The organism is Amorphus suaedae, from assembly GCF_053629675.1.
The window spans coordinates 524,751-544,747 of sequence record NZ_JBRJIT010000002.1 but is presented as its reverse complement, the minus strand read 5'-3'; the positions used below and the strand labels follow the sequence as shown (position 1 = coordinate 544,747).

The following is a 19,997-nucleotide window of genomic DNA, read 5'->3' as shown; positions in this document are numbered from 1 at the left end:
GCCCTGCCTGTCGATTGTTCCCGCACCGCGGTCATACCGCCGCCGGCGCGCGGCGCCGGTTTTCCCGGCGCTGGCGCGGTGCGTCTCCCTGGGGCATCGCGATGCCGTCCGCCGGTGCCGGGCGCGGCTCGCTCTCCGGCCGGTTGGCGTTCAGCCACTTCCGGCAGTCGGGATCGAAGCCCAGCAACGCGTTGGCGGCGCGGATGGCGTTCATGTCCTCCATGTGGAGCGGGTTCATGATCGCCGAGGTCATGCCGGCGGTCGCCGCCATCGACAGGAAATGCCCGTTCATGGTGCGCCGGTTCGGCAGGCCGAACGAGATGTTGGAGGCGCCGCAGGTGGTGTTGACGCCAAGTTCCTCGCGCAGGCGCCGCAGCAGGCGGAACACCTGCCGGCCGGCGTCGTTCACCGCGCCGATCGGCATCACCAGCGGATCGACGACCACGTCCTCGCGCGGGATGCCATGGTCGGCGGCGCGCTCGACGATCTTGCGGGCGACCTCGTAGCGCACGTCCGGGTCGGGCGAGATGCCGGTCTCGTCGTTGGAGATCGCCACCACGGCGGCACCGTACTTGCGCACCAGCGGCAGCACCCGCTCCATGGTCTCGTCCTCGCCGGTGACCGAGTTCACCAGCGGCTTGCCCACGTAGACCGCAAGCCCCGCCTCGAGCGCCTCGATGATCGAGGAATCGATGGACAGCGGCACGTCGACCAGCGACTGCACGAGTTGGATGCACTCGGCGAGGATCTTCGGCTCGTCGGCCAGCGGAATGCCCGCATTGACGTCGAGCACGTTGGCGCCGGCCGCCACCTGGGCGATGGCGTCGGAGGCGACCGTCGAGTAGTCGCCCTGGCGCATCGCCTCGGACAGCTTCTTGCGGCCGGTCGGGTTGATCCGCTCGCCGATCACGCAGAACGGCGCCTCGAACCCGATGACCACCTCGCGGGTGGCCGAAGACAGGACGGTACGGCTCATAGTCCGGCCTCCGCGGCGACGGTTTCGGATCCAGTCTCGGCGTCGGCTTCCGCAGTGCCGGCGAACCAGGTACCGCGCTCGCTCAGCCACTCGGCCGTGCGGCGCAGTCCGCCGAACGGGTAGACGTGCACCTGGGCGATCGCCGATCCCGGCTCCTCGGCCAGGTGCGCCTCGAGCGGCCCGAGCACCCCTTCCGGGCTGTAGGAGGTGGCCAGCACCGCGAGGCTCGCGCCCTTGGACCGCAGGAACGACATCGAGGCCCCGACGCCGCACAGCGCCGCGTACTTGACCAGCGTGGTGATCTTCGCCGGACCGGCGACGCCCACGTGGATCGGCAGCTGGTTTCCCGAACGGGCCAGTCGCCGCGACCACGCAATGACGAGCCGCGGATCGAACGAGAACTGGGTGACGATCCGCATGTCGGCGCCGGTGCGGGCCGCGAATTCATTCTTCCAGGCGACCGCCTTGCGGATCTCGTCCTCGGAAATGTCGGGGCTTCCCTCCGGGTGGCCGGCCACGGCGATGGAGGTGATGCCGGCGTCTGCGAACATCCCGGTCGCGAGCGCATCCATCGACGAGGCGAACGGCCCGGCCGGCCGCGGCACGCCGCCGGCGATCACCAGCGCCTCGCGCACCCCGCCGTCGAGGGCGAGGCGCTGCAGGCGGTTCTCCAGCTCGGCGCGGCTCTCGATGCGACGCACCGGAATGTGCGGCACCGCCACGTAGCCTGCCCTTGAGAGACGGCGCGCCGCCTCGATCTGCACCGCCGCCGGCGCGGTGCCGGTGTCGGTCAGGTAGACGCGGGTGCGGGCCGGGAACAGCAGCTCGAGGTCGGCGAGCTCCAGGATCTGTTTCGGGGACGCCTCGATGGAGGCCGCTGCGGTGAACGGCAGGGCAGTCCGGGCAGGGTCAGCCATGATCATATCCCCGGGTTTCGACAAGCGCCTTCAGGCGGTCGATGGAGTAGGTCTCGCTCAGGAGGGTCGAGGCGGCGTCGGCCTCGGATTCGATGTCGTCGCCGCAGGGCTCGGGGGCGCCGCGGCGCCAGTCGGCCAGGTACGGGTCCTCGCCGGAGGCACCGCTGGCCATTGCGCATCGGTCGATCGCGACCGCGAACCGATCCGGCAGAAGCCGCTTGGCCTGCCGCCTGCCCGCCTTGACGATGACCTGGGCGGGGATGTCCCGCCAGAAGACGACGACCCGTTCGGCCATGGCCCACTCCTATCCTCAGGCTCCGACGATGCGCGCGATCGGAGGTCCGGGATGCAGCACTTGCGACGCGGCGAATATGGTTTGCGACACTTGTGCGTCGAGGCTGTCGCAAAGCTGTCTTCGCGAGAAAATTCCTGAGCCGGCAGCGGTTTGCCGCGCCTGCGAACGCACGCGCGCCGCCGCGCGCAAAAAAGCGCAGGAACGCGCAAAAACGCGCAGCCGCGCGCACCCTGGAATCGTGGAAAAAGATCAGAGCGCGCGCAGGAACGGCGTCAGCGCGCCCATGCCGGTGGCGCGTCGCACATAGGCCAGACCGAGCCGGCCGGCCGCCGCCCGCGCCCGCGCATCGAGCACCGGGTCGTCGGTCTGGGCGAGATAGACGACGCTGCGATAGTGCCCGAAATACATGTCCCGGAGTTCCGGATGCCGGTCGATGCCGAGCGGCCGGATCACCAGCGTCTCGAACTGGCGGACCAGGAAATCCGTGAGAAAGAACGCCGTCATGTCCTCGTCCTCTGCGGGCTCGGGCCCCTCGAAGCCGGCCATGAACATGGCGTAGCAGTGCGGCCCGTCGATGCGCTCCACGCCCTCCTCCGCCAGCACCCGGTCGAGCTGCCCGCCGGTGCCGCAGTCGCCGAACGCGACGGCCACCTCGTCCGCCCCCGCCGCGCGCGCCGCACGGATCGCCCCGCGCACCGCCTCGGGGATGCGGTCGGGGTGGTTGTGGAGGGTCGCGGGAACGCAGGCGAGGCGCAGATGGTCCAGCCGGTTGGCGGCCTTCACCGCCAGGATCTCCCGGGCGAGCGCCCCGCAGGCGATCACCGTGACGGTGCGCGGTTCGGCGACCCGGTCGCGCGCCTCCACCTCGTCGAGGCCGTCCTCGACGAGGTCCATGTCGCAGGGGGCGAAGGCGTCGAGCATCGGATGCCGGTCTCTGCCGTCCGCGCGCCTAGTGCGCCGCGACGCGCTGGTTGTGACGGCGGGCCATCATCTCCTTCGCGGTCTCCACCGCGATCGCGGCGTCGCGGCAGTAGGCGTCCGCACCGACGGCGAGGCCGAATTCCTCGTTGAGCGGCGCGCCGCCGACCAGCACCACGAAGTCGTCGCGGATGCCGCGCTCCTTCATCGTGTCGATCACCACCTTCATGTACGGCATGGTCGTCGTCAGCAGCGCCGACATGCCGAGAATGTCCGGCTTGTGCTCCTCGAGCGCCCGCAGATAGTTCTCGACCGGGTTGTTGATGCCGATGTCGATCACCTCGAAGCCGGCGCCCTCGAGCATCATGCCCACCAGGTTCTTGCCGATGTCGTGGATGTCGCCCTTCACCGTGCCGATGACGATCTTGCCGATCTTCGGCGCGTTGGTCTCGGCCAGGCGCGGCCGCAGGATGGTCATGCCGGCCTTCATGGCGTTGGCCGACAGCAGCACCTCGGGGACGAACAGGATGCCGTCGCGGAAATCGATGCCGACGATCCGCATGCCCTCGACCAGCGCTTCGGTGAGCACCCGGTAGGGCGGCCAGCCGCGCGCGAGGAGCAGGTTCACCCCCTCCTCGATCTCGTCCTTCATGCCGTCGTAGAGATCGGCATGCATCTGTTCGACGAGCTCTTCGTCGGAGAGGGAGGCAAGATCGAGTTCGTCGTCGGACATGGCAAACGCTCCTCGTCCCGTCGGGACAACGCATCACCTTCCGGATCATCCGGATCACGCACCCAGACGTAGCACCCCGCAAGGGGCGCCCCCGTTCCGAAAAGCGACGCCGACCGGCCGCGATTGCGACGCCGGAGCCGTCCTTTGCATGTCAACCCGATCGGGGGAGCGGGAATTGCCTGACCTTCTCCAGGGTGATGCCGGCCAAATGTCGGCGGCAGACTGTTCCGTTGACGGCGGCCGGATGCCGCAACCGGGCATGCCGGCCGGCCGCGTCGCGCGCATGCTTGCACCCGAGCCAATGGGATTTCGGTTGCGGACCAAGAGAGCTGGCCATGACAGACATCGTTGATGAGACCCAAGCCACGGGCGGCGGTTCCGCTCCCCCGCGACGCCGGGGTGGTGGCGGGTCCGCCGCCCGCCGCGCCAACCAGGTGTCGCCGACCGAAGCGCTCACCTTCATCACGCGCCGCCTCCCCACCTTCGAGGTGCTGGACGAGGAAGGCCTCCGCCTGATCGAGGACAACGCCGACACGCTCCTCGAGGAGGTCGGCATCGAGTTTCGCGAGGACGAGGAAGCGCTGGCGATGTGGCGCGACGCCGGCGCCGATGTCACCGGCGAGCGCGTCCGCTTTCCCCGCGGACTTTGCCGCAAGCTTTTGGCGACGGCGCCGCAGGTGTTCACCCAGCACGCCCGCAACCCGGGGCGGTCTGTGACCATCGGCGGCCCGTCGACGGTCTTCGCGCCGGTCTACGGCCCGCCCTTCGTGCGCGACCTCGACGGCGGCCGCCGCTACGCGACGCTGGCCGACTTCGAGAACTTCGTGAAGCTCGCCTATGTGGCCCCGGCGATGCACCACTCGGGCGGCACCGTCTGCGAACCGGTCGATCTGCCGGTGAACAAGCGCCACCTGGACATGGTCTATGCCCACATCCGCTGGTCCGACAAACCCTTCATGGGATCGGTCACCCACCCGGAGCGGGCCGCCGATTCGGTGGAGATGGCGAAGCTCGTGTTCGGGGCCGAGTTCGTCGACCAGAACTGCGTGCTCATCAACCTGATCAACGCCAACTCGCCGATGGTCTTCGATGCCACCATGGTGGGTGCGCTCAAGGTCTATGCGCGGGCGAACCAGGCGACCGTCATTTCGCCGTTCATCCTGGCCGGCGCCATGTCGCCGGTGACCGTGGCCGGCACGCTGACCCAGATCCTCGCCGAGGCGCTGGTCGGCATGGCGTTCACCCAGCTCTGCCGTCCGGGCGCGCCGGTCGTGTTCGGCACGTTCGCCAGCTCGATCTCGATGCAATCCGGCGCCCCCACCTTCGGCACGCCGGAGCCGGCGCTGGTGCTCTACGGCGCTGCCCAGCTCGCCCGCCGCCTGAAGGTCCCCTTCCGCTCGGGCGGCTCGCTGGCCGGCTCCAAGGTCGCGGATGCGCAGGCGGCCTACGAGAGCGCCAACACGCTGCTGCCGACCGTGATGGCCGGCACCAACTTCGTGCTCCATGCCGCAGGTTGGCTGGAAGGCGGCCTCGTGGCCGGCTACGAGAAATTCGTGATGGATTGCGACCAGCTTGCCATGATGCAGCGCTTCCTGGGCGGCATCGACATCTCGCCGAACGGCCAGGCCATGGACGCCATCCGCGAAGTGGGGCCCGGCAGCCACTATCTCGGCTGCGACCACACCCAGGCCAACTTCAAGAGCGCCTTCTACCGGTCCACCATCGCCGACAACAATTCGTTCGAGCAATGGGAGGCGGACGGCGCGCTGCGCGCCGACGAGCGCGCCAACAAGCTGTGGAAGACGTGGCTCGCCGACTATCAGGCGCCCGAGATCGATCCGGGCGTCGACGAGGCCGTCAGAGCGTTCATCGACCGGAAGAAGGCGTCGATGCCCGACGCGTTCGTCTGATCATCTCCCGCCCGCCCGGCGGAAGGCCCCGGAGAGGGCCTTCCGCTTGATCGGGACGGCAGGGGTGCCTGTCAGGCAGTCTCGTGCGGCCAGACTCTAGAAGTAGTAGCTGACGCCGCCGCGCACGACGTTGGTGCGCGCCTCGATACCGACGTTCGACAGCACCGGACCGAGCGAATAGACCTCCTGAGCGTAGCTCGTGTAGAGGTATTCGGCGCGGACCGTGATGTTGTTGGTGACCGCCGCCTCGACGCCGCCGCCGACCGTCCAGCCGGTGTGCGTGTTGGAGTCCACGTATCCCGGCGTCTGGGCCCGGATGCGGGCGAACGCGGTACCGCCGGTGGCATAGGCCAGAATGCTCTGGGTTCCCATGAACTGCCCGAACGCGACGCCGATGCGGCTGCGGACCGAGGCGGTCCAGTCGAGCCGCGTGTTGACCGGCCCGAACGTGTAGTTGCGGGTCTCGTCGTAGCCCGAGCCGTCGAAGTCGCCTTCAAGGCCGGCCACGAGAGACATGCCGTAGATGTTCATCGGCACCGCCGCCGTGTAGCCGACGTGCGCGCCGCCGATGAACGCGTTCTCGTACATCGACTTCTGGCCGACGAAGCCCGGATCGACGGAATTTGCGATGACGCCGGCATGGCCGCCGAAATAGAAGCCGGTCCAGTCGAAGCGGCTGGGCTCCGGCAGCGGCACGGGCTCTTCGAACACGATGTTCGGAAGGTCTGCTGCAGTCGCGGCGCCGGTCATCGCGATCGCGATGGCAGCGGCCGACACAATGCGAGAAGCAATCATACTCATTACACCCCTGATCGTCTCGATATGGCCCCCGTGACACTCGATCTATTCAGTTCGAACCAAAAAGAACCGAATCGATCGAACACTCTTGTCACGTGGTCAGGAGTGTTTTCGCATCTAATTTTAAATATTAGGTTTATCAGTCGTTTACCTTAAGGAAATTAACCTTAACGCCCGTAAACCATAAATGTGGCCAATAAAAAAGGCGCCCGAGGGCGCCTTTTTCGATCTCTGACCGGACGATGCCGCGGCGAGACCGCCGCGGCATCCTATGACGGATCAGAACTTGTAGGACACACCGGCGCGAACGACGTTCGACGTCACGTCGATGTCGGTCGTGGTCGGGCCGAACGTGTAGTCCTGGCTGCCGTAGTCGGCGTACATGTACTCGAGGCGCGCCGTGATGTTCGGCGTGATCATGCCTTCGAGACCGGCACCGACCGTCCAGCCGACGTGGGTGTTGGACTCCTTGAAGGCACCGGACGTCACGTCGACGTCGGCGAAGGCCACACCACCCGTACCGTAGGCCAGGAACCGGTCGAACGCGAAGCCGGCGCGGCCACGGATGCTGGACGTCCAGTTGATGTTCGCGTTGCCCGCGACACCCGGCTGGAACGTGCCGTCCTCGTCGAACGAGGTACCGTCGACGTCGCCTTCGATACCGACGAGGAACTGCGGCGTGACCATGTAGTTCGCGCCGGCGTGGAAGCCGCCGGTGAAGGCGCTACCGTCGGCGCCGTCGGTGCCGGTGAAGTCCGGATCGACGTCGCCGCCCAGCCAGCCCGCATGCAGACCGAGGTAGATACCCGTCCAGTCATAGACCTGGACCGGAGCCGGCTGGATCGGGGCGCTGTAGGTCTCCTGGGGGAGATCTGCCGCGAGGGCCGGAGCTGCAGCCATGCACAGGCCAACCCCAGCAATAGCAAATCGACGCAATACCATCATTGTAACCACCTTGCTGACACTCGTTTGTTCGGGGCACGAAAAGGCCACCCCCGCCGGATCCTTCGTCCGTAGACCGCCGGCTTACGTTCCAAGTGAACGCCTGAATTGGGCTTTCGTTTCGCTATCTGGTGACGAGAATGCGGCGAAGGGAGGGGAAACGGGTTGGCAAGGTCAACAAAGACTTAAGCGTTGCATTGCTGCATCACCCGCGGCAGGGCCTCCGACGGAAGGCGCCGGGCGCCAGGAAGGCCCTCCGTCCCGAACGCCTGCTAGGCGTCACTGTCCACGGGAGTGCCGGCCGGCTGGACCATGCCTGGAGGCCGCTTGTCGCCGGACCATCCGAGCCCGCCCTTGTCGAGGACCGCAATGAGCTGCTCCTCGGTCATGGGCCTGGCGAAGAAGTAGCCCTGGGCGAAGTCACACCCGACCTCCCGCAGGATCTGGCACTCGGCGGCGGTCTCGACGCCCTCGGCGACAACCGAGCAGCCCATTTCCCGGGCCAGTTCCACGCACATCCGCACGATCTTCACGCTGTAGCTGTCGAACTCGATCTTCCGGATGAAGCCCTTGTCGATCTTGATCTCCTGGATCGGGTAGTTCTGGAGATAGCTGAGCGACGAGTAGCCGGTGCCGAAATCGTCGATGGCGATCTTGAAGCCCGCCGCCCGGATGCCCGCGAGCTGGCCGATCAGCTTGGTTTCGTCGGCAAGCACCGATTCGGTAAGTTCGACCACCAGCAGGTTCGGGGGGATGCCGTAGCGGGCGATGGCCTCCTCCAGCTGCTTCAGCACCGGCGTGGTGGTGAACTGCGCACCCGATACGTTGACCGAGATCGGGATCGGCTTTGCCGTCTTGCCGGCGATCGCGGCCGCGAACTGGGCCGCCCGGTCGATCCCCCACCCGCCCAGCGTATCGATGAGGCCGGATTCCTCGGCCAGCGGAATGAACACCGCCGGCGACTGCGGCCCGTAGCTGGCATGGTGCCAGCGCATCAAGGCTTCCACCTGGACGATCTGGCCCGTCTCGAGATCGACGATCGGCTGGTAGAGGAAGCTCAGTTCGTCGCGCGAGATGGCCTCCCGCATGCCCGCCACCAGCCGCGACCGCTGCTCCGTCGCGAGCGCCAGGGCGGGCTCGAAGCGCGAGACGGTGCCCGCCGCGGACCGCCATGCATCGGCAAGCGCGATCTCGGCGTTGCGGATGAGCGCGCTCACCTGAGCGCTGTGGACGGTCGTCGCCCACCCCATCGATACACCGATGGTGATCAGCCCGCCGGCGAGGTTGAAGGGTTCCGAGAGCAGCGCCTTGAGGGCCGCGACGTCGCCCTCGCATTCGGCGAAGGTCGCGGCCGTGAAGGCAAAGGCGAATTCGTTGCCGCCGGTACGGGCCGACAGGCGGTTGGGGCTTTGGTGGGACCGCAGGCGGCGGGCAATCGACGACAGCATCTGGTCGCCGACGTCCATCCCGTAGCTTTCGTTCAGCGAACCCATGCCCCGCACGTTGAACAGCGCAACCGCCACCATCATCGTGCCGCGCTCGGCCACCAGGTCTTCCAGGTCGCGCTCGAGGCCGAGCCGGTTCCGGATCCCGGTGAGCCCGTCCTGATAGGCGGCCTCCCGCATCTTGTTCAGCCCCTCGACGGCCTCGGTCACGTCGTGGGCCACCCCGGCGTAGTGGGTCAGCTTGCCGTCGTCGGAATGGATCGGGGACAGCGACAGCTCGTTCCAGAACATCGTGCCGTTCTTGCGGTAGTTCCTGAGCGTCACGCTGAGCGTCCGCCCCTGCCCCAGCGCATCGCGGATCAACCCGATCGCGGGCTGCGCATCGTCAGAGGCCTGGAGAAAGCGGCAGTTGCGGCCGATGACCTCGGACTCATCGTAGCCGGTCAGGCGCAGGAAGCCGTCGCTCACATAGATGATCGGCTGTTCCTTCAGCCCCATGTCCACCAGGATCACCCCTTCGCGCACGGCGTTGAGGGCCTGCTCCTTCAGGCTGGGGAGGAGATCGTAGCTGTTGGCGGCCGCCTTGCGGGCGATGCGACCACTGATGTCGAAATGGACCCCGTGGATCATCACGAGGTTGCCGTCCGAATCGCGCTCCAGGACACCGCGTGCCTCGACGCTGACGTAGCGCCCGTCGGCAAGGCGCAGGCGGTAGACGTTGCGGCAGTCGCGCGCGCCCACGGCGACCGCGTGGTCGATGGTCGCCATCGCCCTCGGCACGTCGTCGGGGTGGATGTTGTCGAAGGCGGGATACCAGCCGGGCTTGCGCGTCTCGGCGTAGCCGAGCAGGACGAGTTCGGATGCGGCGACGTACGCCAGGCCGCTCGCCGGGTGGTAGGTCCACGTGCCGATCCGGCCGGCAGCCGTCGCGCGCGCCAGTTCGTCCTCGATGCCCAGCGACCGCGTCAGCACCCCGGCAAGCAGGATCAGCAACGACACGGCGGGCAGCAGGACGAAGATGACGCCTTCGGCGAGCCGGAGCGCCAGCCCGGAATCGCCCTTGCCGCCCCCAAGGCCGTACAGCAGCAGCCACACGACACCTGCGGTGAGCGAACACGCTATCAGCACCGCGGCGAGGAGGATGGACGCGCGCGTCCGCCGGAACATCCTCATCCGCCGGCTTCCCGTGTGTCGTCGGGACTGCCGGTCCGCGGAGGCGCCCGCCCGCCGAGCCGCTCGGAGAAGCCGCGCAGAAAGGCGTCGAGCTCCTCCCTGTCCTCGAACTCTCCGATCATCCAGAGCCGCCGGTCTCCGTCGGCGGCGAGAAGGGACGGCGTGGCGACGACGCCCGCCTCCAGCGCGGCGCGCGACTCGTCGAAGACATCGATGACACGCAGCAGTTCGGCCAGCCCCGGGTGGGCCTGGAGCGCGTCTCTGAGGACTTCGGTTGCCCGGACGGAACTTGCATGGCTGCCGCCGACGAACAACGTGAGGCCGATCCCGTTGCAGCCGGAGGGAGGTGCCGGGGCCTGCTTGCTCATACGCGCCCCCCGTCCGCCGCTTCGACCTCTGCCGGCTGGGCCGCTTGCCGGTCCAATGCTGCCTGTGAGCTGTCGGGGGCGGAACCGGCGGGGAGAGGCAAGACGATGATCGCCTGCCTGCGGGGGAAATGCCGCGCCTCCTCCAGCCAGGAGCGGCGCGGGGAACTTCGGCCCGCCAGACCGGTCATGCAGTCGTCCGGTCGGCGGGGGCGCGCATCCGGGGGCCCGGCGGACAAGCCATCGGCCATCGCCGCCACCTGACGTGGCAAGCCTGCAGATGCCGTCTGGGGTCCCGCGTCAAAGATCGACTTCGCCTCCTTGGGCGGCTTTCAGCGCACCTGATCCTGTCGCCCTCAGTCGAGCAACGTCAAGCTGAGCCCGGGAATGGCGCAAACACTCTGAGGTGAAGAAGCGGTCGCCATGCCCCCTGCCGCACCCGATGTGTGGGGCTCAAACGCTTTCCAGACTGTAAATCGACCCGGACTGCGCGCGATCCGGCACGCCCGGGAAACCCGCCGCTCAGGGCTTCGACACGGTGGATCCGGTTGCCGGATCGACGGCCAGATAGGGAAGGCCGGCGCTTTTCCAGGCCCCGAAGCCCCCCTCCATGTGCGCAAGACGGGCCAGTCCGGCCGCGGCGCACGCCTCCGCCACCTTGTGGGAGCGGATACCGGAGCCGCAGTGAAAGACGATCGGCTTCTCCGACTGGCCTGGCAGCTTCTTCGGATCGAAGGACGACAACGGAAACAGGAGCGCGCCCTTGATGTGCTCGAACGCGAATTCGGCCGGCGTGCGAACGTCGATGAGGACGATCTCGTTCCGGTCGAACCGGCCCCTGACCTCCTGCGGTGACAGCAGCTCGAGGGTCGCGCCCGCGATCGTTTCGGTCTTGGCCATGGTTGTGCCTCGCTCGGTTGGTGTGCCGTCTGGAACCCCTTCCCGACGAGGTGGGTCACCCTGTCGGTCGGGCGCAGCTCGGGCTTCCCGGCCGGGAGCCGGTCCCAGCGCGACGGACGGTCGTCCGTCGACAATAGCTGTTTCAGCCTGCAATGGCGTGGATGTGTCGTCTTCGTCCGTCAGTCCGCCACAAATCGGGTGAATGGTCCCGGCGCCCGGGGGCTCACCGCGACCCGTTCCGAGATCCAGATCCGCCATGCCGCTTTCCCGCCAATTCGCCCGGGCGACCTTCCGCGCCCTCGGTGCCCTGCTGACCGTCATCGCCATCGCGGCTTGCGTCCCCAACGGGCAGCAGGGCCTGCTGCCCTCGTCGCGCGCCTGCCTGTCGGCGGATCAGGTCACCGACGGCGACGGCGATTTCCGCCGCCATCCGGAGCTGTTCGGGCCCGAGCGCTGCGTCAGCCAGGTCACCTTCCGCGAAGGCGGCCGAGACTGGATCGTGCAGACGGTGCGCAACACCGCCCTCCCCGGCCCGCTCTGGGTGCTGCCCCACGACAACGAACAGGCGGCGGTGGACACCGTCGCCTACGCGCTGGCGCAGTACGGCGGCACCGCCGTGCTGGTCGAGACGGGCGGCCGGCGGACCAACGGCCCGATCGACCCGAACCGGCATTTCAATGGTGGCCGCTCGCGCTGTGCGGGGCCGACCGCCTCCCGCTACATCGCCGCCATGCTCGGCGACCGCAGCCGCCGCGCTCCGGTGATCGCCCTCCACACCAATGCTCCCGGAGTGGCCGGCCGCCGCGGCAGCGGCTCGATCTCGATCCGGACACCCGGCAAGGACGGGACGGCCTATCCCGGCAACAGCCCGTCGGGTCCCCTCGCTAGCCCGGATTCGCTGGTGATCACCGCCGTTTCCGGCAAGGGCAAGGCCGACGCCCGGACGGCCGCGCTGGTGGACACGCTGAACGCGGCCGGCGTCAACGCGCTGGTGGAAACCACCTCGGCGGCCACCACCGACTGCTCGCTCTCGCACTACGCCGCGCTCAACGGCATCCGGCCCTACGTCAACATCGAGGTCGTCGACGGGGACAGCGCCACCCAACGGAAGATCCTCGACATCGTCATGAGGGCGCTGGGAGATTGATCCGGCCAGCGCCCGAATAGCGGAAGCTCTTTCCGCCGCCGGCGACGTTCCGGACGGATTTTCCGGCTTTCGCAAAACACACAGGCGATCGTCCCGCCGCGCTTGTGTTTCCACCGGAAATTGCGTACCCCACCGCCGTTCGCCGGACCGGCCACGGCCCGGCGGAAAACATCGTTGCGCGGGCTGGACTTGCCGTCCGGACTCCGACACCCTTCCGTTTTCCGCGTCTTCGCTGCCAGGGAGACCTGCTTGATCCGGATCGAGGACGTTTCGCTTTCCTTCGGTGGCATTCACGCCGTCGACGGGTGCTCGTTTGAAGTCGCCGAAGGCTCGATCACCGGCCTGATCGGCCCGAACGGCGCGGGGAAGTCCACGCTCTTCAACATCGTCGCCGGCGTGCTCAAGCCCGACAGCGGCCGCATCCTGTTCGACGGCGAGGACATCACCGGCCTGCCGCCCCACGTGCTGTTCCATCGCGGCCTGGTGCGCACCTTCCAGATCCCGCACGAGTTCTACCGCATGACGGTGCGCGAGAACCTGATGATCGTGCCGCCGCGCCAGAGCGGCGAGAACCTGTTCAAGTCCTGGTTCAGCTGGGGCGCCGTGAGACGCCAGGACGGCGACATCGCCGACAAGGTCGACGAGGTGCTCGCCTTCCTCAACATCGCCCACGTCGCCGACGAACTGGCCGGCAACCTCTCCGGCGGCCAGAAGAAGCTGCTGGATCTCGGTCGCACCATGATGACCGATGCCCGCGTCGTGCTGCTCGACGAGCCGGGCGCCGGCGTCAACCGCACGCTGCTCGGCGCGATCACCACCGCCATACGCCGCCTCAACGAGGAGCGGGGCTACACCTTCTGCCTCATCGAGCACGACATGGACGTGATCGCCGAGCTCTGCGATCCGATCATCGTCATGGCGCAGGGATCGGTCCTGACCCGTGGCTCGATGGCCGAGATCCGCGCCAACCCCGCGGTCAGGGAAGCCTATCTGGGCAACCCCGAGACCGCCGAGACCGGCTGAGGCGCACCCCATGGCACTCCTCGAAGCGACAGACGTCATCGGCGGCTATGGCGGCGCCGACATCCTCTGCGGCCTGAACCTCACCGTGGAGGACAAGGAAATCGTCGTCATCGTCGGCCCGAACGGCGCCGGCAAGTCGACCTTCATGAAGGCCGTCTTCGGCCTGGTGAACGTCCGCGCCGGCGCGATCCGGCTGGCCGGGAGCGACATCACCAACTGCAAGCCCGAGGACATCGTCGGCCGCGGCATCTGCTACGTGCCCCAGGAGCGCAACGTCTTCCCGTCGATGAGCGTCCAGGAAAACCTGGAGATGGGCGCGTTCATCCGCACCGACGACTGGCGCCCCCAGATGCAGCGCATCTACGAACTGTTTCCGCGCCTTGCCGAGCGCAAGCGCCAGCCGGTCGGGCAGATGTCGGGCGGCGAACGGCAGATGGTGGCCATGGGCCGCGCGCTGATGCTCGAGCCGAAGCTGCTTCTGCTGGACGAGCCGACCGCCGGCCTGTCGCCGAAATTCATCGACGAGACTTTCCGGCAGGTGAAGCGGGTCAACGCGCTCGGCGTCGGCATCCTGATGGTGGAGCAGAACGCCAAGCAGGCACTCGCCATCGCCGACCGGGGCTACGTGTTCGCGAGCGGCCAGAACCGCTTCGAGGACACCGGCCGCGGACTGCTCGACAATAAGGAAATCGCGGAGATGTTCCTTGGCGGCTGACACCGCGAGGCAACCAGAGACGATGGATCGACGCTCGTGACCGATGTCCTGCAACTCGTCGTCTACGGTATCGTGACCGGGTCGATCCTGGCGCTCGGCGCAATCGGCGTCTCGCTGGTGTTCTCGATCCTGCGCTTTGCCCATTTTGCCCACGGCGACGTGATGACGGTGGGCGCCTACGGCGCGCTCGTCGGGGTGACGCTGACCGGCGTCTCGCCGATCCTCGCCATTCCAGCCGCGATCGTCTTTTCCGTGGCCGTCGCGCTCGCCGCCGAGGTGCTGCTATACCGGCCGCTCAGGTCGAGCCATCCGATCATCCTGCTGATCTCGTCGTTCGGCGTCGCCCTCATCCTGCGCAGCGCCATCCAGCTCTTCGCCGGCCCGTCGCCGCAGGTCTTCAAGTCGGGCATCCAGATGCCGATCCGCTACGCCGGCATCGTCATTCGGCCCGACCATTTCTGGATCGTCGGCGGCACCATCGTGATCATCCTCGCGCTGCACCTGTTCCTGTCGCGCTCCAAGTTCGGCAAGGCGATGCGCGCCATGTCCGACAACATGGATCTGGCCCGGATCTCCGGCATCCCCGCCTATCGCATGATCCTGATCACCTGGGTGATCGCCGCCGCGCTCGCCGCCGTCGCCGGCGTGTTCCTCGGCATGGACACGCGCCTCCACCCCGTCATGGGATGGCGGCTGCTGCTGCCGGTCTTCGCCGCGGCCATTCTCGGCGGCATCGGGCGCCCCTACGGCGCCATCGTCGGCGGCCTCGTCATCGGCATCTCGATGGAGCTGTCCACCATGGTGATCGACCCCGGCTACAAGCACGCCGTGGCGTTCGCGCTCCTGGTGCTGATGCTGATCGTGCGCCCGACGGGCATCTTCAAGGGGACGTCGCTGTGATCGCCTCGCCCCTTCCCCTCTTGAGCGGAGACGCGTCATGGAGCTGAGCGGCCTCGCCGGCTATCTCGTCTTCTTCCTGTCGACGGTCTCGATCTATGCGATCCTCGCCCTCGGCCTGAACGTGCAGTGGGGCCTGACCGGGCAGATCAACATCGGCATCGCCGGGTTCTACGCCATCGGCGCCTATACGACGGCGATCCTGACCGGCGGGCCCAACCCCGAACATGTCGGCGGCTTCGGCATGCCGTTCCTGGTCGGCGCGGCCTCCGCGATCGTGCTGTCGGGGGTCATCGCGCTGCTGATCGGCATGATCACGGTCAACCTCAGATCCGACTATCTGGCGATCGCCACCATCGGCATCGCCGAGATCATCCGCTTCGTGTTCCAGAACGAGCAGTGGCTCTCCCACGGCGTGCGCGGCATCGCCGATATCCCGCGCCCGTTCACCGACGGCAAGGACTCCGGCCTGGTCTTCCTCGCCGTGGTGCTGGTCAGTCTCGCGCTCGTCTATTTCCTCGTCGAGCGCGCCCGCCTCGCCCCGTGGGGTCGCGTGCTGCGGGCGATCCGCGACAACGAGGACGCGACGGAGGCCGCCGGCAAGAACGTGCGCATCTTCCGCCTGCAGGCGTTCGTGTTCGGCTCGGCGATCATGGGCTTCGCCGGGGCGCTCTATGCCCACTTCATCGGCTTCATCTCGCCGGACGCCTTCGAGCCGGTGTTCGCCACCTTCATCGTCTGGGTGATGCTGATCGCCGGCGGCAGCGGCAACAACAAGGGGACCCTGCTGGGCTCCATCGTGGTGTGGCTGGTCTGGTCGGGCACCGAGACGCTGGCGAGCCGGCTGCCGCCCGAATACGCCACCCAGGCGAGCTCGGCGCGCGTGCTGCTCGTGGGCGTGCTGCTGCAGGTCGTGCTGCTCACCCGTCCCCAGGGCATGCTGCCCGAAGAGCGGCCGAAGCCCATCGCCCGTCGCAAGACATAGGGTCAATCCGTGCCGTCAGTGACCACCGACGAGGCCCCGGAACCGAAGGCCTCGCGCAGGGACCGATTCAGGGCCGCGCTGGCGGTGTTCCTGAAACGCCGGGTGCTGATCGTCCTGTTCCTCGGCTTCGCGTCCGGCCTGCCGCTGGCGCTGTCTGGCTCGACGCTGGCGCTGCGCATGGCCGACCAGGGCGTCGACCTGTCGACCATCGGCCTGTTCTCGCTCGCCGGCATTCCCTACACGATCAAGTTCCTGTGGGCGCCGATCGTCGACGCGACACGGGTGCCGATCCTGTCACGGCTCCTCGGCCGGCGCCGGGGCTGGCTGATCTTCTCCCAGATCCTGCTGATCGCCGCGATCCTCTACCTCGGCGTCCTCGACCCGACGCTGGTGCCGTGGGCCGTGGCGTTCGGCGCCGTGCTGGTCGCCATCGCCTCGGCGACACAGGACATCGTCATCGACGCGTTCCGCGTCGAAAGCCTTCCCGACGAGGAGCAGGCGGCCGGCATGGCCTGGTTCGTCTCGGCCTACCGGGTCGGCATGCTGTCCTCGACCGCCGGCGCTGCCCTGCTGGTGGCAGCCCTGCAGCTTCGCGGCTTCGCCCTGGCGGACGCCTGGGGCTGGGCCTATGCCGGCATGGCCGGGCTCGTGCTGATCGGCATGGTGACGACGCTCTTGGCGACCGAGCCGGGCCGAGAGCCCGCCGAAGCCCCCGTCCGGCCGGGCGAGGCCCATCTGGGCGAGATCCCCGCCCCCGAGCAGAACCCGCTGCTGCGCGTCGCCACCACCGCCTACGCGGCGTTCCACGAGTTCCTCACCCGCAAGGACGCCCTGGCGATCCTGCTGTTCGTGGTGCTCTACAAGTTCTGCGACGCCTTCGCGGGGGTGATGACGGCCCCGTTCGTGATCGACATCGGCTTCTCCAAGGCCGCCTACGCGGGCATCGTCAAGGGCGTCGGCTTCGCCGCGGCGCTGCTTGGCGGGTTCGCCGGCGGCGCCATGGCGAAGGCGCTGCCCATGTACCGGGCGCTGTGGATCGCCGGGCTGCTGCAGATGGCCTCGAACCTGGTGTTCTCGTGGCAGGCGATGATGGGGCCCGAGGTCTGGGCGCTGTCGGTCACCATCGCGGTGGAGAACTTCACCGGCGGCCTCGGGACGGTGGTCTTCGTCGCCTACATCTCCAGCCTGTGCACCGACGCCCGCCACACCGCCACCCAGTATGCCCTGCTGGCGGCGCTGTCGGCGGTCGGACGGACCGTACTGGCGGCCACCTCCGGCTACGCCGCCGAGGCGGTGGGCTGGATCGTCTTCTTCGCCGTCACCGCGCTGGCCGCGATCCCGGGGCTGGCCCTGCTGTGGTGGCTCGGCCGCCGCGGCCATTTCCGCCCGGCGGCACGGCCATCCTAGACCAGGCTCCGCCTCAGCAGCTGTCGGACTGGGGCAGCGTGATCGTTCCGGACACGCCCAGGGGGAACTGCTTGAGCGCGGCGCGAACGATCGGCTCGGCCACCGGAGCGAACAGCCCGCAGGCGCCGCGGCTGACCGCCCGCGCCTGGAACACCTGCTTGCCGATGCGCGTGTCGATCATGTCGATGGACACCGAGCGGGTGAAGACGGTCTCCGTGCGCAGCGCGGTGGTGTAGCCGACGACGCCGATCTGCGGCCCGCCCCAGCCCCAGTAGGGCCCCGGCCCGCCGAAATAGACCCCGCCACCCCAGCCCGGGCCGTATAAGCCCGGCCCGGGCCCGTACCAGCCGGGCCCGTAGCCGACGTAGCCCCACTGGGGGATGAGATAGGGGGTGGTGACGCGCTCGCCCTGGTCGACGGCAAAGCCGAAGAAGGCGACGAGACGCGCCTGCTTGCGGGTCGCCACCCGGGTGTAGCCCCTTTCCGCCAGGACCTGGGCGACGAGCGCCGCGTTGGCCTGCCAGGCCAGCGACGAGCCGTCCATGCCCTTGTAGGGCGCGATGTAAACCGTCTTGGGCTCGATGTCGGCGGGGATGACCGAGTAGGCATCGACCTGGGTGCTCACCTGCATGCACCCGGCCAGGGCCGCAAAACCGACGAGGACGGCCAGCAAACGCAGAATTTTCATGGGCGCCACATTCCGAACTGGGGACATTCCGGGCCGATCGCAGCGATATGGTCGACCAGGCAGTGCGGGCGATATTGAATCCGCGTCCGCCGCTTGTCGATGGGCGTTCCACCGGACCGGGAGGGACGCGGCCGCGCGCATGCCTCCGCCCGCGCGAGAAAAAGGCGCGGACCGTTGCCGGATCCGCGCCCCTGTCGTCTCATCTGGAGTGCCGGGCAAAAGGCCCGGCCACCCGGATCAGTCCAGCTTGATCAGGCCGCCGTCGGCGATCTTGCCGTCCTCGAAGGACCACATGCCGATGGTGCCGGGAACGTCGCCGTTCTCGTCGAAGTCCTGGGAGCCGGCAGCACCTTCGTAGTTGATGTCCTTGCCGGCCTTGAGGAGCTCGACGGCCTTGGCGTAGTCGCCCGGGCCGACCTTTTCGCCGGGAGGATTGGCGACGTCGCGCAGCGCGTCGCGGACGGCCTTGCGGTCGTTCGAGCCGGCCTTCACCGCGGCCAGCGCGATCAGCATGGTCGCGTCATAGGCGGTGTCGATGTACGGCAGCGGCGGGATCTGGCCGTTCTTCGCCTTGTAGGCGTCCTGGAACTTGGTCAGACCCTCGCTCTCCGGCGACTGCGGAACGGAGCCGTAGGACCCGTTCATGTAGTCGGCGCCGATCTGCTCGATGACCTCGGGGGCCTTCATGCCGTCGGTGAAGATGAACTTGTCGAAATAGCCGCCTTCCAGCGACTGCTTCAGGATCACCGTGCCGTTTTCCGGGTAGGCGACCAGCACGAGGGCCTCGGCGTCACCGGTCTTCGCGCGCTGCAGTTCACCACGGTAGGAGGCCTGTCCGGCCTCGAACGGGATCGACTCCGTCACCTTGCCGTCCATGCCCTGGTAGGCCTTGGCGAACGCATCCGCGAGGCCCTGGCCGTAGGCGTTGTTGACGTAGATGATCGAGACGTCGTTGACGCCCTTTTCCTTCACCAGCTTGGCCAGCGCGATGCCCTGGAAGGCGTCGGACGGCACGGTGCGGAACAGGAAGTCGTTGTCCTTCAGCGTCGTGATGGTCGGCGACGTGGAGGCACTGGTGATCTGCAGGACGCCTTCGCGGCTGGTGATCGAGGTGGCGACCGGGATGGTCACGCCCGACGACAGCGCGCCGACGATGGCGTTCACGCCCTCGACGTTGACCAGCTTCTGGGCGGCGTCGACGCCGGCCTGCGGGTTGGTCTGGGTATCGGCGACGACGATCTCGACCTTGCCGCCGGCCGCGTTGATCTCTTCGGCGGCGAGCTGAATGCCGCTGAGGTCCGCCTCACCATAGGCCGACAGGTCGCCGGTCATCGGCATCAGCGCGCCGATCTTCATGTCCTGGGCAAGGGCCGGGCCGGCAAAGGCGGCCGCGGTGAGCGCGACGACGGACGCTGCCGTCATCCAACGATTGATTGCCATGTAACACTCCCTCCTGATGTGGCCGGGTTGCCAACCGCAAGCTTTGACAGCTCCTTGGCGGTTGCAAAGGTCCGACCGAGTGTGGCTCCATTACTAGCCGATCGCGGCACGCTCCGAAAGGGCGTGCGGCGCCTTCGGTCCGGCTGGAGGCCGGGGATAAGACGTTCCCGACGCATCGTTTTCGGGCTGCGCGCAGGCGCGGTGCGCACGCGTCGGCTGCGCGATTCTGCGCGTTATTGCGCGTTTCCGCGCGCGGCCGCCCCTGCAACCTTGCGTTTTCGCGCGCAGCCGGCCGACCGGCCCCGCTCGCGCACACGCATGCG

19 protein-coding genes are annotated in these 19,997 nt (G+C 68.0%); 7 read left to right on the top strand and 12 right to left on the bottom strand.

The genetic code is table 11. The features are described from left to right. Positions 1-31 precede the first annotated feature (31 nt). The 5 genes from AB7M35_RS16245 to AB7M35_RS16225 all read right to left on the bottom strand — a co-directional run bounded on the left by AB7M35_RS16245 (position 32) and on the right by AB7M35_RS16225 (position 3,839). Positions 32-976 carry a dihydropteroate synthase gene (locus AB7M35_RS16245; RefSeq protein ID WP_453961402.1) on the bottom strand — a complete coding sequence of 315 codons (945 nt, stop codon included), beginning with the start codon at positions 974-976 and terminating at the stop codon, positions 32-34. Continuing rightward, positions 973-1,893 carry a methylenetetrahydrofolate reductase gene (locus tag AB7M35_RS16240; RefSeq protein WP_453961401.1) on the bottom strand — a complete coding sequence of 307 codons (921 nt, stop codon included), beginning with the start codon at positions 1,891-1,893 and terminating at the stop codon, positions 973-975. Before AB7M35_RS16240 ends, AB7M35_RS16245 begins: the two co-directional genes overlap by 4 nt. Beyond that, positions 1,886-2,188, bottom strand: a complete 303-nt coding sequence (locus AB7M35_RS16235; protein WP_453961400.1) for a virulence factor — start codon at positions 2,186-2,188, stop codon at positions 1,886-1,888. Before AB7M35_RS16235 ends, AB7M35_RS16240 begins: the two co-directional genes overlap by 8 nt. A gap of 249 nt (positions 2,189-2,437) precedes the next feature. Then, a complete protein-coding gene (locus AB7M35_RS16230) occupies positions 2,438-3,082 on the bottom strand; it encodes a DUF1638 domain-containing protein (protein WP_453962553.1) in 645 nt (214 codons plus the stop codon). Between the two features lie 55 nt (positions 3,083-3,137). After that, entirely contained in the window at positions 3,138-3,839 is a 702-nt protein-coding gene (locus AB7M35_RS16225) for a corrinoid protein (RefSeq protein ID WP_453961399.1), read from the bottom strand. A gap of 335 nt (positions 3,840-4,174) precedes the next feature. Here AB7M35_RS16225 and AB7M35_RS16220 point away from each other — a divergent pair, with 335 nt between their 5' ends. After that, entirely contained in the window at positions 4,175-5,749 is a 1,575-nt protein-coding gene (locus AB7M35_RS16220; RefSeq protein ID WP_453961398.1) for a trimethylamine methyltransferase family protein, read from the top strand. Between the two features lie 96 nt (positions 5,750-5,845). Here the strand turns inward: AB7M35_RS16220 and AB7M35_RS16215 are convergent, their stop codons facing one another. The 5 genes from AB7M35_RS16215 to AB7M35_RS16195 form a co-directional block, all read right to left on the bottom strand. After that, entirely contained in the window at positions 5,846-6,544 is a 699-nt protein-coding gene (locus AB7M35_RS16215) for an outer membrane protein (protein WP_453961397.1), read from the bottom strand. Positions 6,545-6,826: 282 nt separating this feature from the next. After that, positions 6,827-7,447 carry an outer membrane protein gene (locus AB7M35_RS16210; protein ID WP_453961396.1) on the bottom strand — a complete coding sequence of 207 codons (621 nt, stop codon included), beginning with the start codon at positions 7,445-7,447 and terminating at the stop codon, positions 6,827-6,829. 314 nt (positions 7,448-7,761) lie between these two features. Continuing rightward, positions 7,762-10,107 (bottom strand): putative bifunctional diguanylate cyclase/phosphodiesterase, encoded by a 2,346-nt coding sequence (locus AB7M35_RS16205; RefSeq protein ID WP_453961395.1) that lies wholly within the window; start codon positions 10,105-10,107, stop codon positions 7,762-7,764. After that, a complete protein-coding gene (locus tag AB7M35_RS16200) occupies positions 10,104-10,475 on the bottom strand; it encodes a hypothetical protein (RefSeq protein WP_453961394.1) in 372 nt (123 codons plus the stop codon). The genes AB7M35_RS16205 and AB7M35_RS16200 overlap by 4 nt, the downstream gene beginning before the upstream one ends. Positions 10,476-10,994: 519 nt before the next feature. Beyond that, positions 10,995-11,372, bottom strand: coding sequence for a rhodanese-like domain-containing protein (locus tag AB7M35_RS16195; RefSeq protein WP_453961393.1), 378 nt, complete (start codon positions 11,370-11,372; stop codon positions 10,995-10,997). A gap of 256 nt (positions 11,373-11,628) precedes the next feature. Here AB7M35_RS16195 and AB7M35_RS16190 point away from each other — a divergent pair, with 256 nt between their 5' ends. The 6 genes from AB7M35_RS16190 (at position 11,629) to AB7M35_RS16165 (ending at position 17,546) form a co-directional block, all read left to right on the top strand. Then, positions 11,629-12,519: a hypothetical protein gene (locus AB7M35_RS16190; RefSeq protein ID WP_453961392.1), complete on the top strand. Its 891-nt coding sequence runs from the start codon at positions 11,629-11,631 to the stop codon at positions 12,517-12,519. A 249-nt stretch (positions 12,520-12,768) separates the two neighbouring features. Then, positions 12,769-13,542, top strand: a complete 774-nt coding sequence (locus AB7M35_RS16185) for an ABC transporter ATP-binding protein (protein WP_453961391.1) — start codon at positions 12,769-12,771, stop codon at positions 13,540-13,542. A 10-nt stretch (positions 13,543-13,552) separates the two neighbouring features. Continuing rightward, positions 13,553-14,257, top strand: coding sequence for an ABC transporter ATP-binding protein (locus tag AB7M35_RS16180; protein WP_453961390.1), 705 nt, complete (start codon positions 13,553-13,555; stop codon positions 14,255-14,257). A gap of 36 nt (positions 14,258-14,293) precedes the next feature. Next, entirely contained in the window at positions 14,294-15,157 is an 864-nt protein-coding gene (locus tag AB7M35_RS16175; protein WP_453961389.1) for a branched-chain amino acid ABC transporter permease, read from the top strand. Between the two features lie 37 nt (positions 15,158-15,194). Further along, positions 15,195-16,139, top strand: coding sequence for a branched-chain amino acid ABC transporter permease (locus tag AB7M35_RS16170; protein ID WP_453961388.1), 945 nt, complete (start codon positions 15,195-15,197; stop codon positions 16,137-16,139). An 18-nt stretch (positions 16,140-16,157) separates the two neighbouring features. Next, positions 16,158-17,546 carry an AmpG family muropeptide MFS transporter gene (locus AB7M35_RS16165; protein WP_453962552.1) on the top strand — a complete coding sequence of 463 codons (1,389 nt, stop codon included), beginning with the start codon at positions 16,158-16,160 and terminating at the stop codon, positions 17,544-17,546. A 13-nt stretch (positions 17,547-17,559) separates the two neighbouring features. Here the strand turns inward: AB7M35_RS16165 and AB7M35_RS16160 are convergent, their stop codons facing one another. Both AB7M35_RS16160 and AB7M35_RS16155 read right to left on the bottom strand, forming a co-directional pair. After that, positions 17,560-18,234, bottom strand: a complete 675-nt coding sequence (locus tag AB7M35_RS16160) for a DUF4136 domain-containing protein (protein ID WP_453961387.1) — start codon at positions 18,232-18,234, stop codon at positions 17,560-17,562. Between the two features lie 237 nt (positions 18,235-18,471). Next, on the bottom strand, positions 18,472-19,674 hold the full coding sequence (locus AB7M35_RS16155; RefSeq protein ID WP_453961386.1) for an ABC transporter substrate-binding protein: 1,203 nt from the start codon (positions 19,672-19,674) through the stop codon (positions 18,472-18,474). Positions 19,675-19,997 lie beyond the last annotated feature (323 nt).

Coding starts and splice junctions, on each gene's coding strand:
- AB7M35_RS16225 (WP_453961399.1), bottom strand. CDS start 3,839: ATGTCCGACGACGAACTCGATCTTGCCTCCCTCTCCGACGAAGAGCTC.
- AB7M35_RS16245 (WP_453961402.1), bottom strand. CDS start 976: ATGAGCCGTACCGTCCTGTCTTCGGCCACCCGCGAGGTGGTCATCGGG.
- AB7M35_RS16235 (WP_453961400.1), bottom strand. CDS start 2,188: ATGGCCGAACGGGTCGTCGTCTTCTGGCGGGACATCCCCGCCCAGGTC.
- AB7M35_RS16155 (WP_453961386.1), bottom strand. CDS start 19,674: ATGGCAATCAATCGTTGGATGACGGCAGCGTCCGTCGTCGCGCTCACC.
- AB7M35_RS16205 (WP_453961395.1), bottom strand. CDS start 10,107: ATGAGGATGTTCCGGCGGACGCGCGCGTCCATCCTCCTCGCCGCGGTG.
- AB7M35_RS16240 (WP_453961401.1), bottom strand. CDS start 1,893: ATGGCTGACCCTGCCCGGACTGCCCTGCCGTTCACCGCAGCGGCCTCC.
- AB7M35_RS16190 (WP_453961392.1), top strand. CDS start 11,629: ATGCCGCTTTCCCGCCAATTCGCCCGGGCGACCTTCCGCGCCCTCGGT.
- AB7M35_RS16200 (WP_453961394.1), bottom strand. CDS start 10,475: ATGAGCAAGCAGGCCCCGGCACCTCCCTCCGGCTGCAACGGGATCGGC.
- AB7M35_RS16210 (WP_453961396.1), bottom strand. CDS start 7,447: ATGGCTGCAGCTCCGGCCCTCGCGGCAGATCTCCCCCAGGAGACCTAC.
- AB7M35_RS16195 (WP_453961393.1), bottom strand. CDS start 11,372: ATGGCCAAGACCGAAACGATCGCGGGCGCGACCCTCGAGCTGCTGTCA.
- AB7M35_RS16215 (WP_453961397.1), bottom strand. CDS start 6,544: ATGATTGCTTCTCGCATTGTGTCGGCCGCTGCCATCGCGATCGCGATG.
- AB7M35_RS16160 (WP_453961387.1), bottom strand. CDS start 18,234: ATGAAAATTCTGCGTTTGCTGGCCGTCCTCGTCGGTTTTGCGGCCCTG.
- AB7M35_RS16220 (WP_453961398.1), top strand. CDS start 4,175: ATGACAGACATCGTTGATGAGACCCAAGCCACGGGCGGCGGTTCCGCT.
- AB7M35_RS16170 (WP_453961388.1), top strand. CDS start 15,195: ATGGAGCTGAGCGGCCTCGCCGGCTATCTCGTCTTCTTCCTGTCGACG.
- AB7M35_RS16180 (WP_453961390.1), top strand. CDS start 13,553: ATGGCACTCCTCGAAGCGACAGACGTCATCGGCGGCTATGGCGGCGCC.
- AB7M35_RS16230 (WP_453962553.1), bottom strand. CDS start 3,082: ATGGACCTCGTCGAGGACGGCCTCGACGAGGTGGAGGCGCGCGACCGG.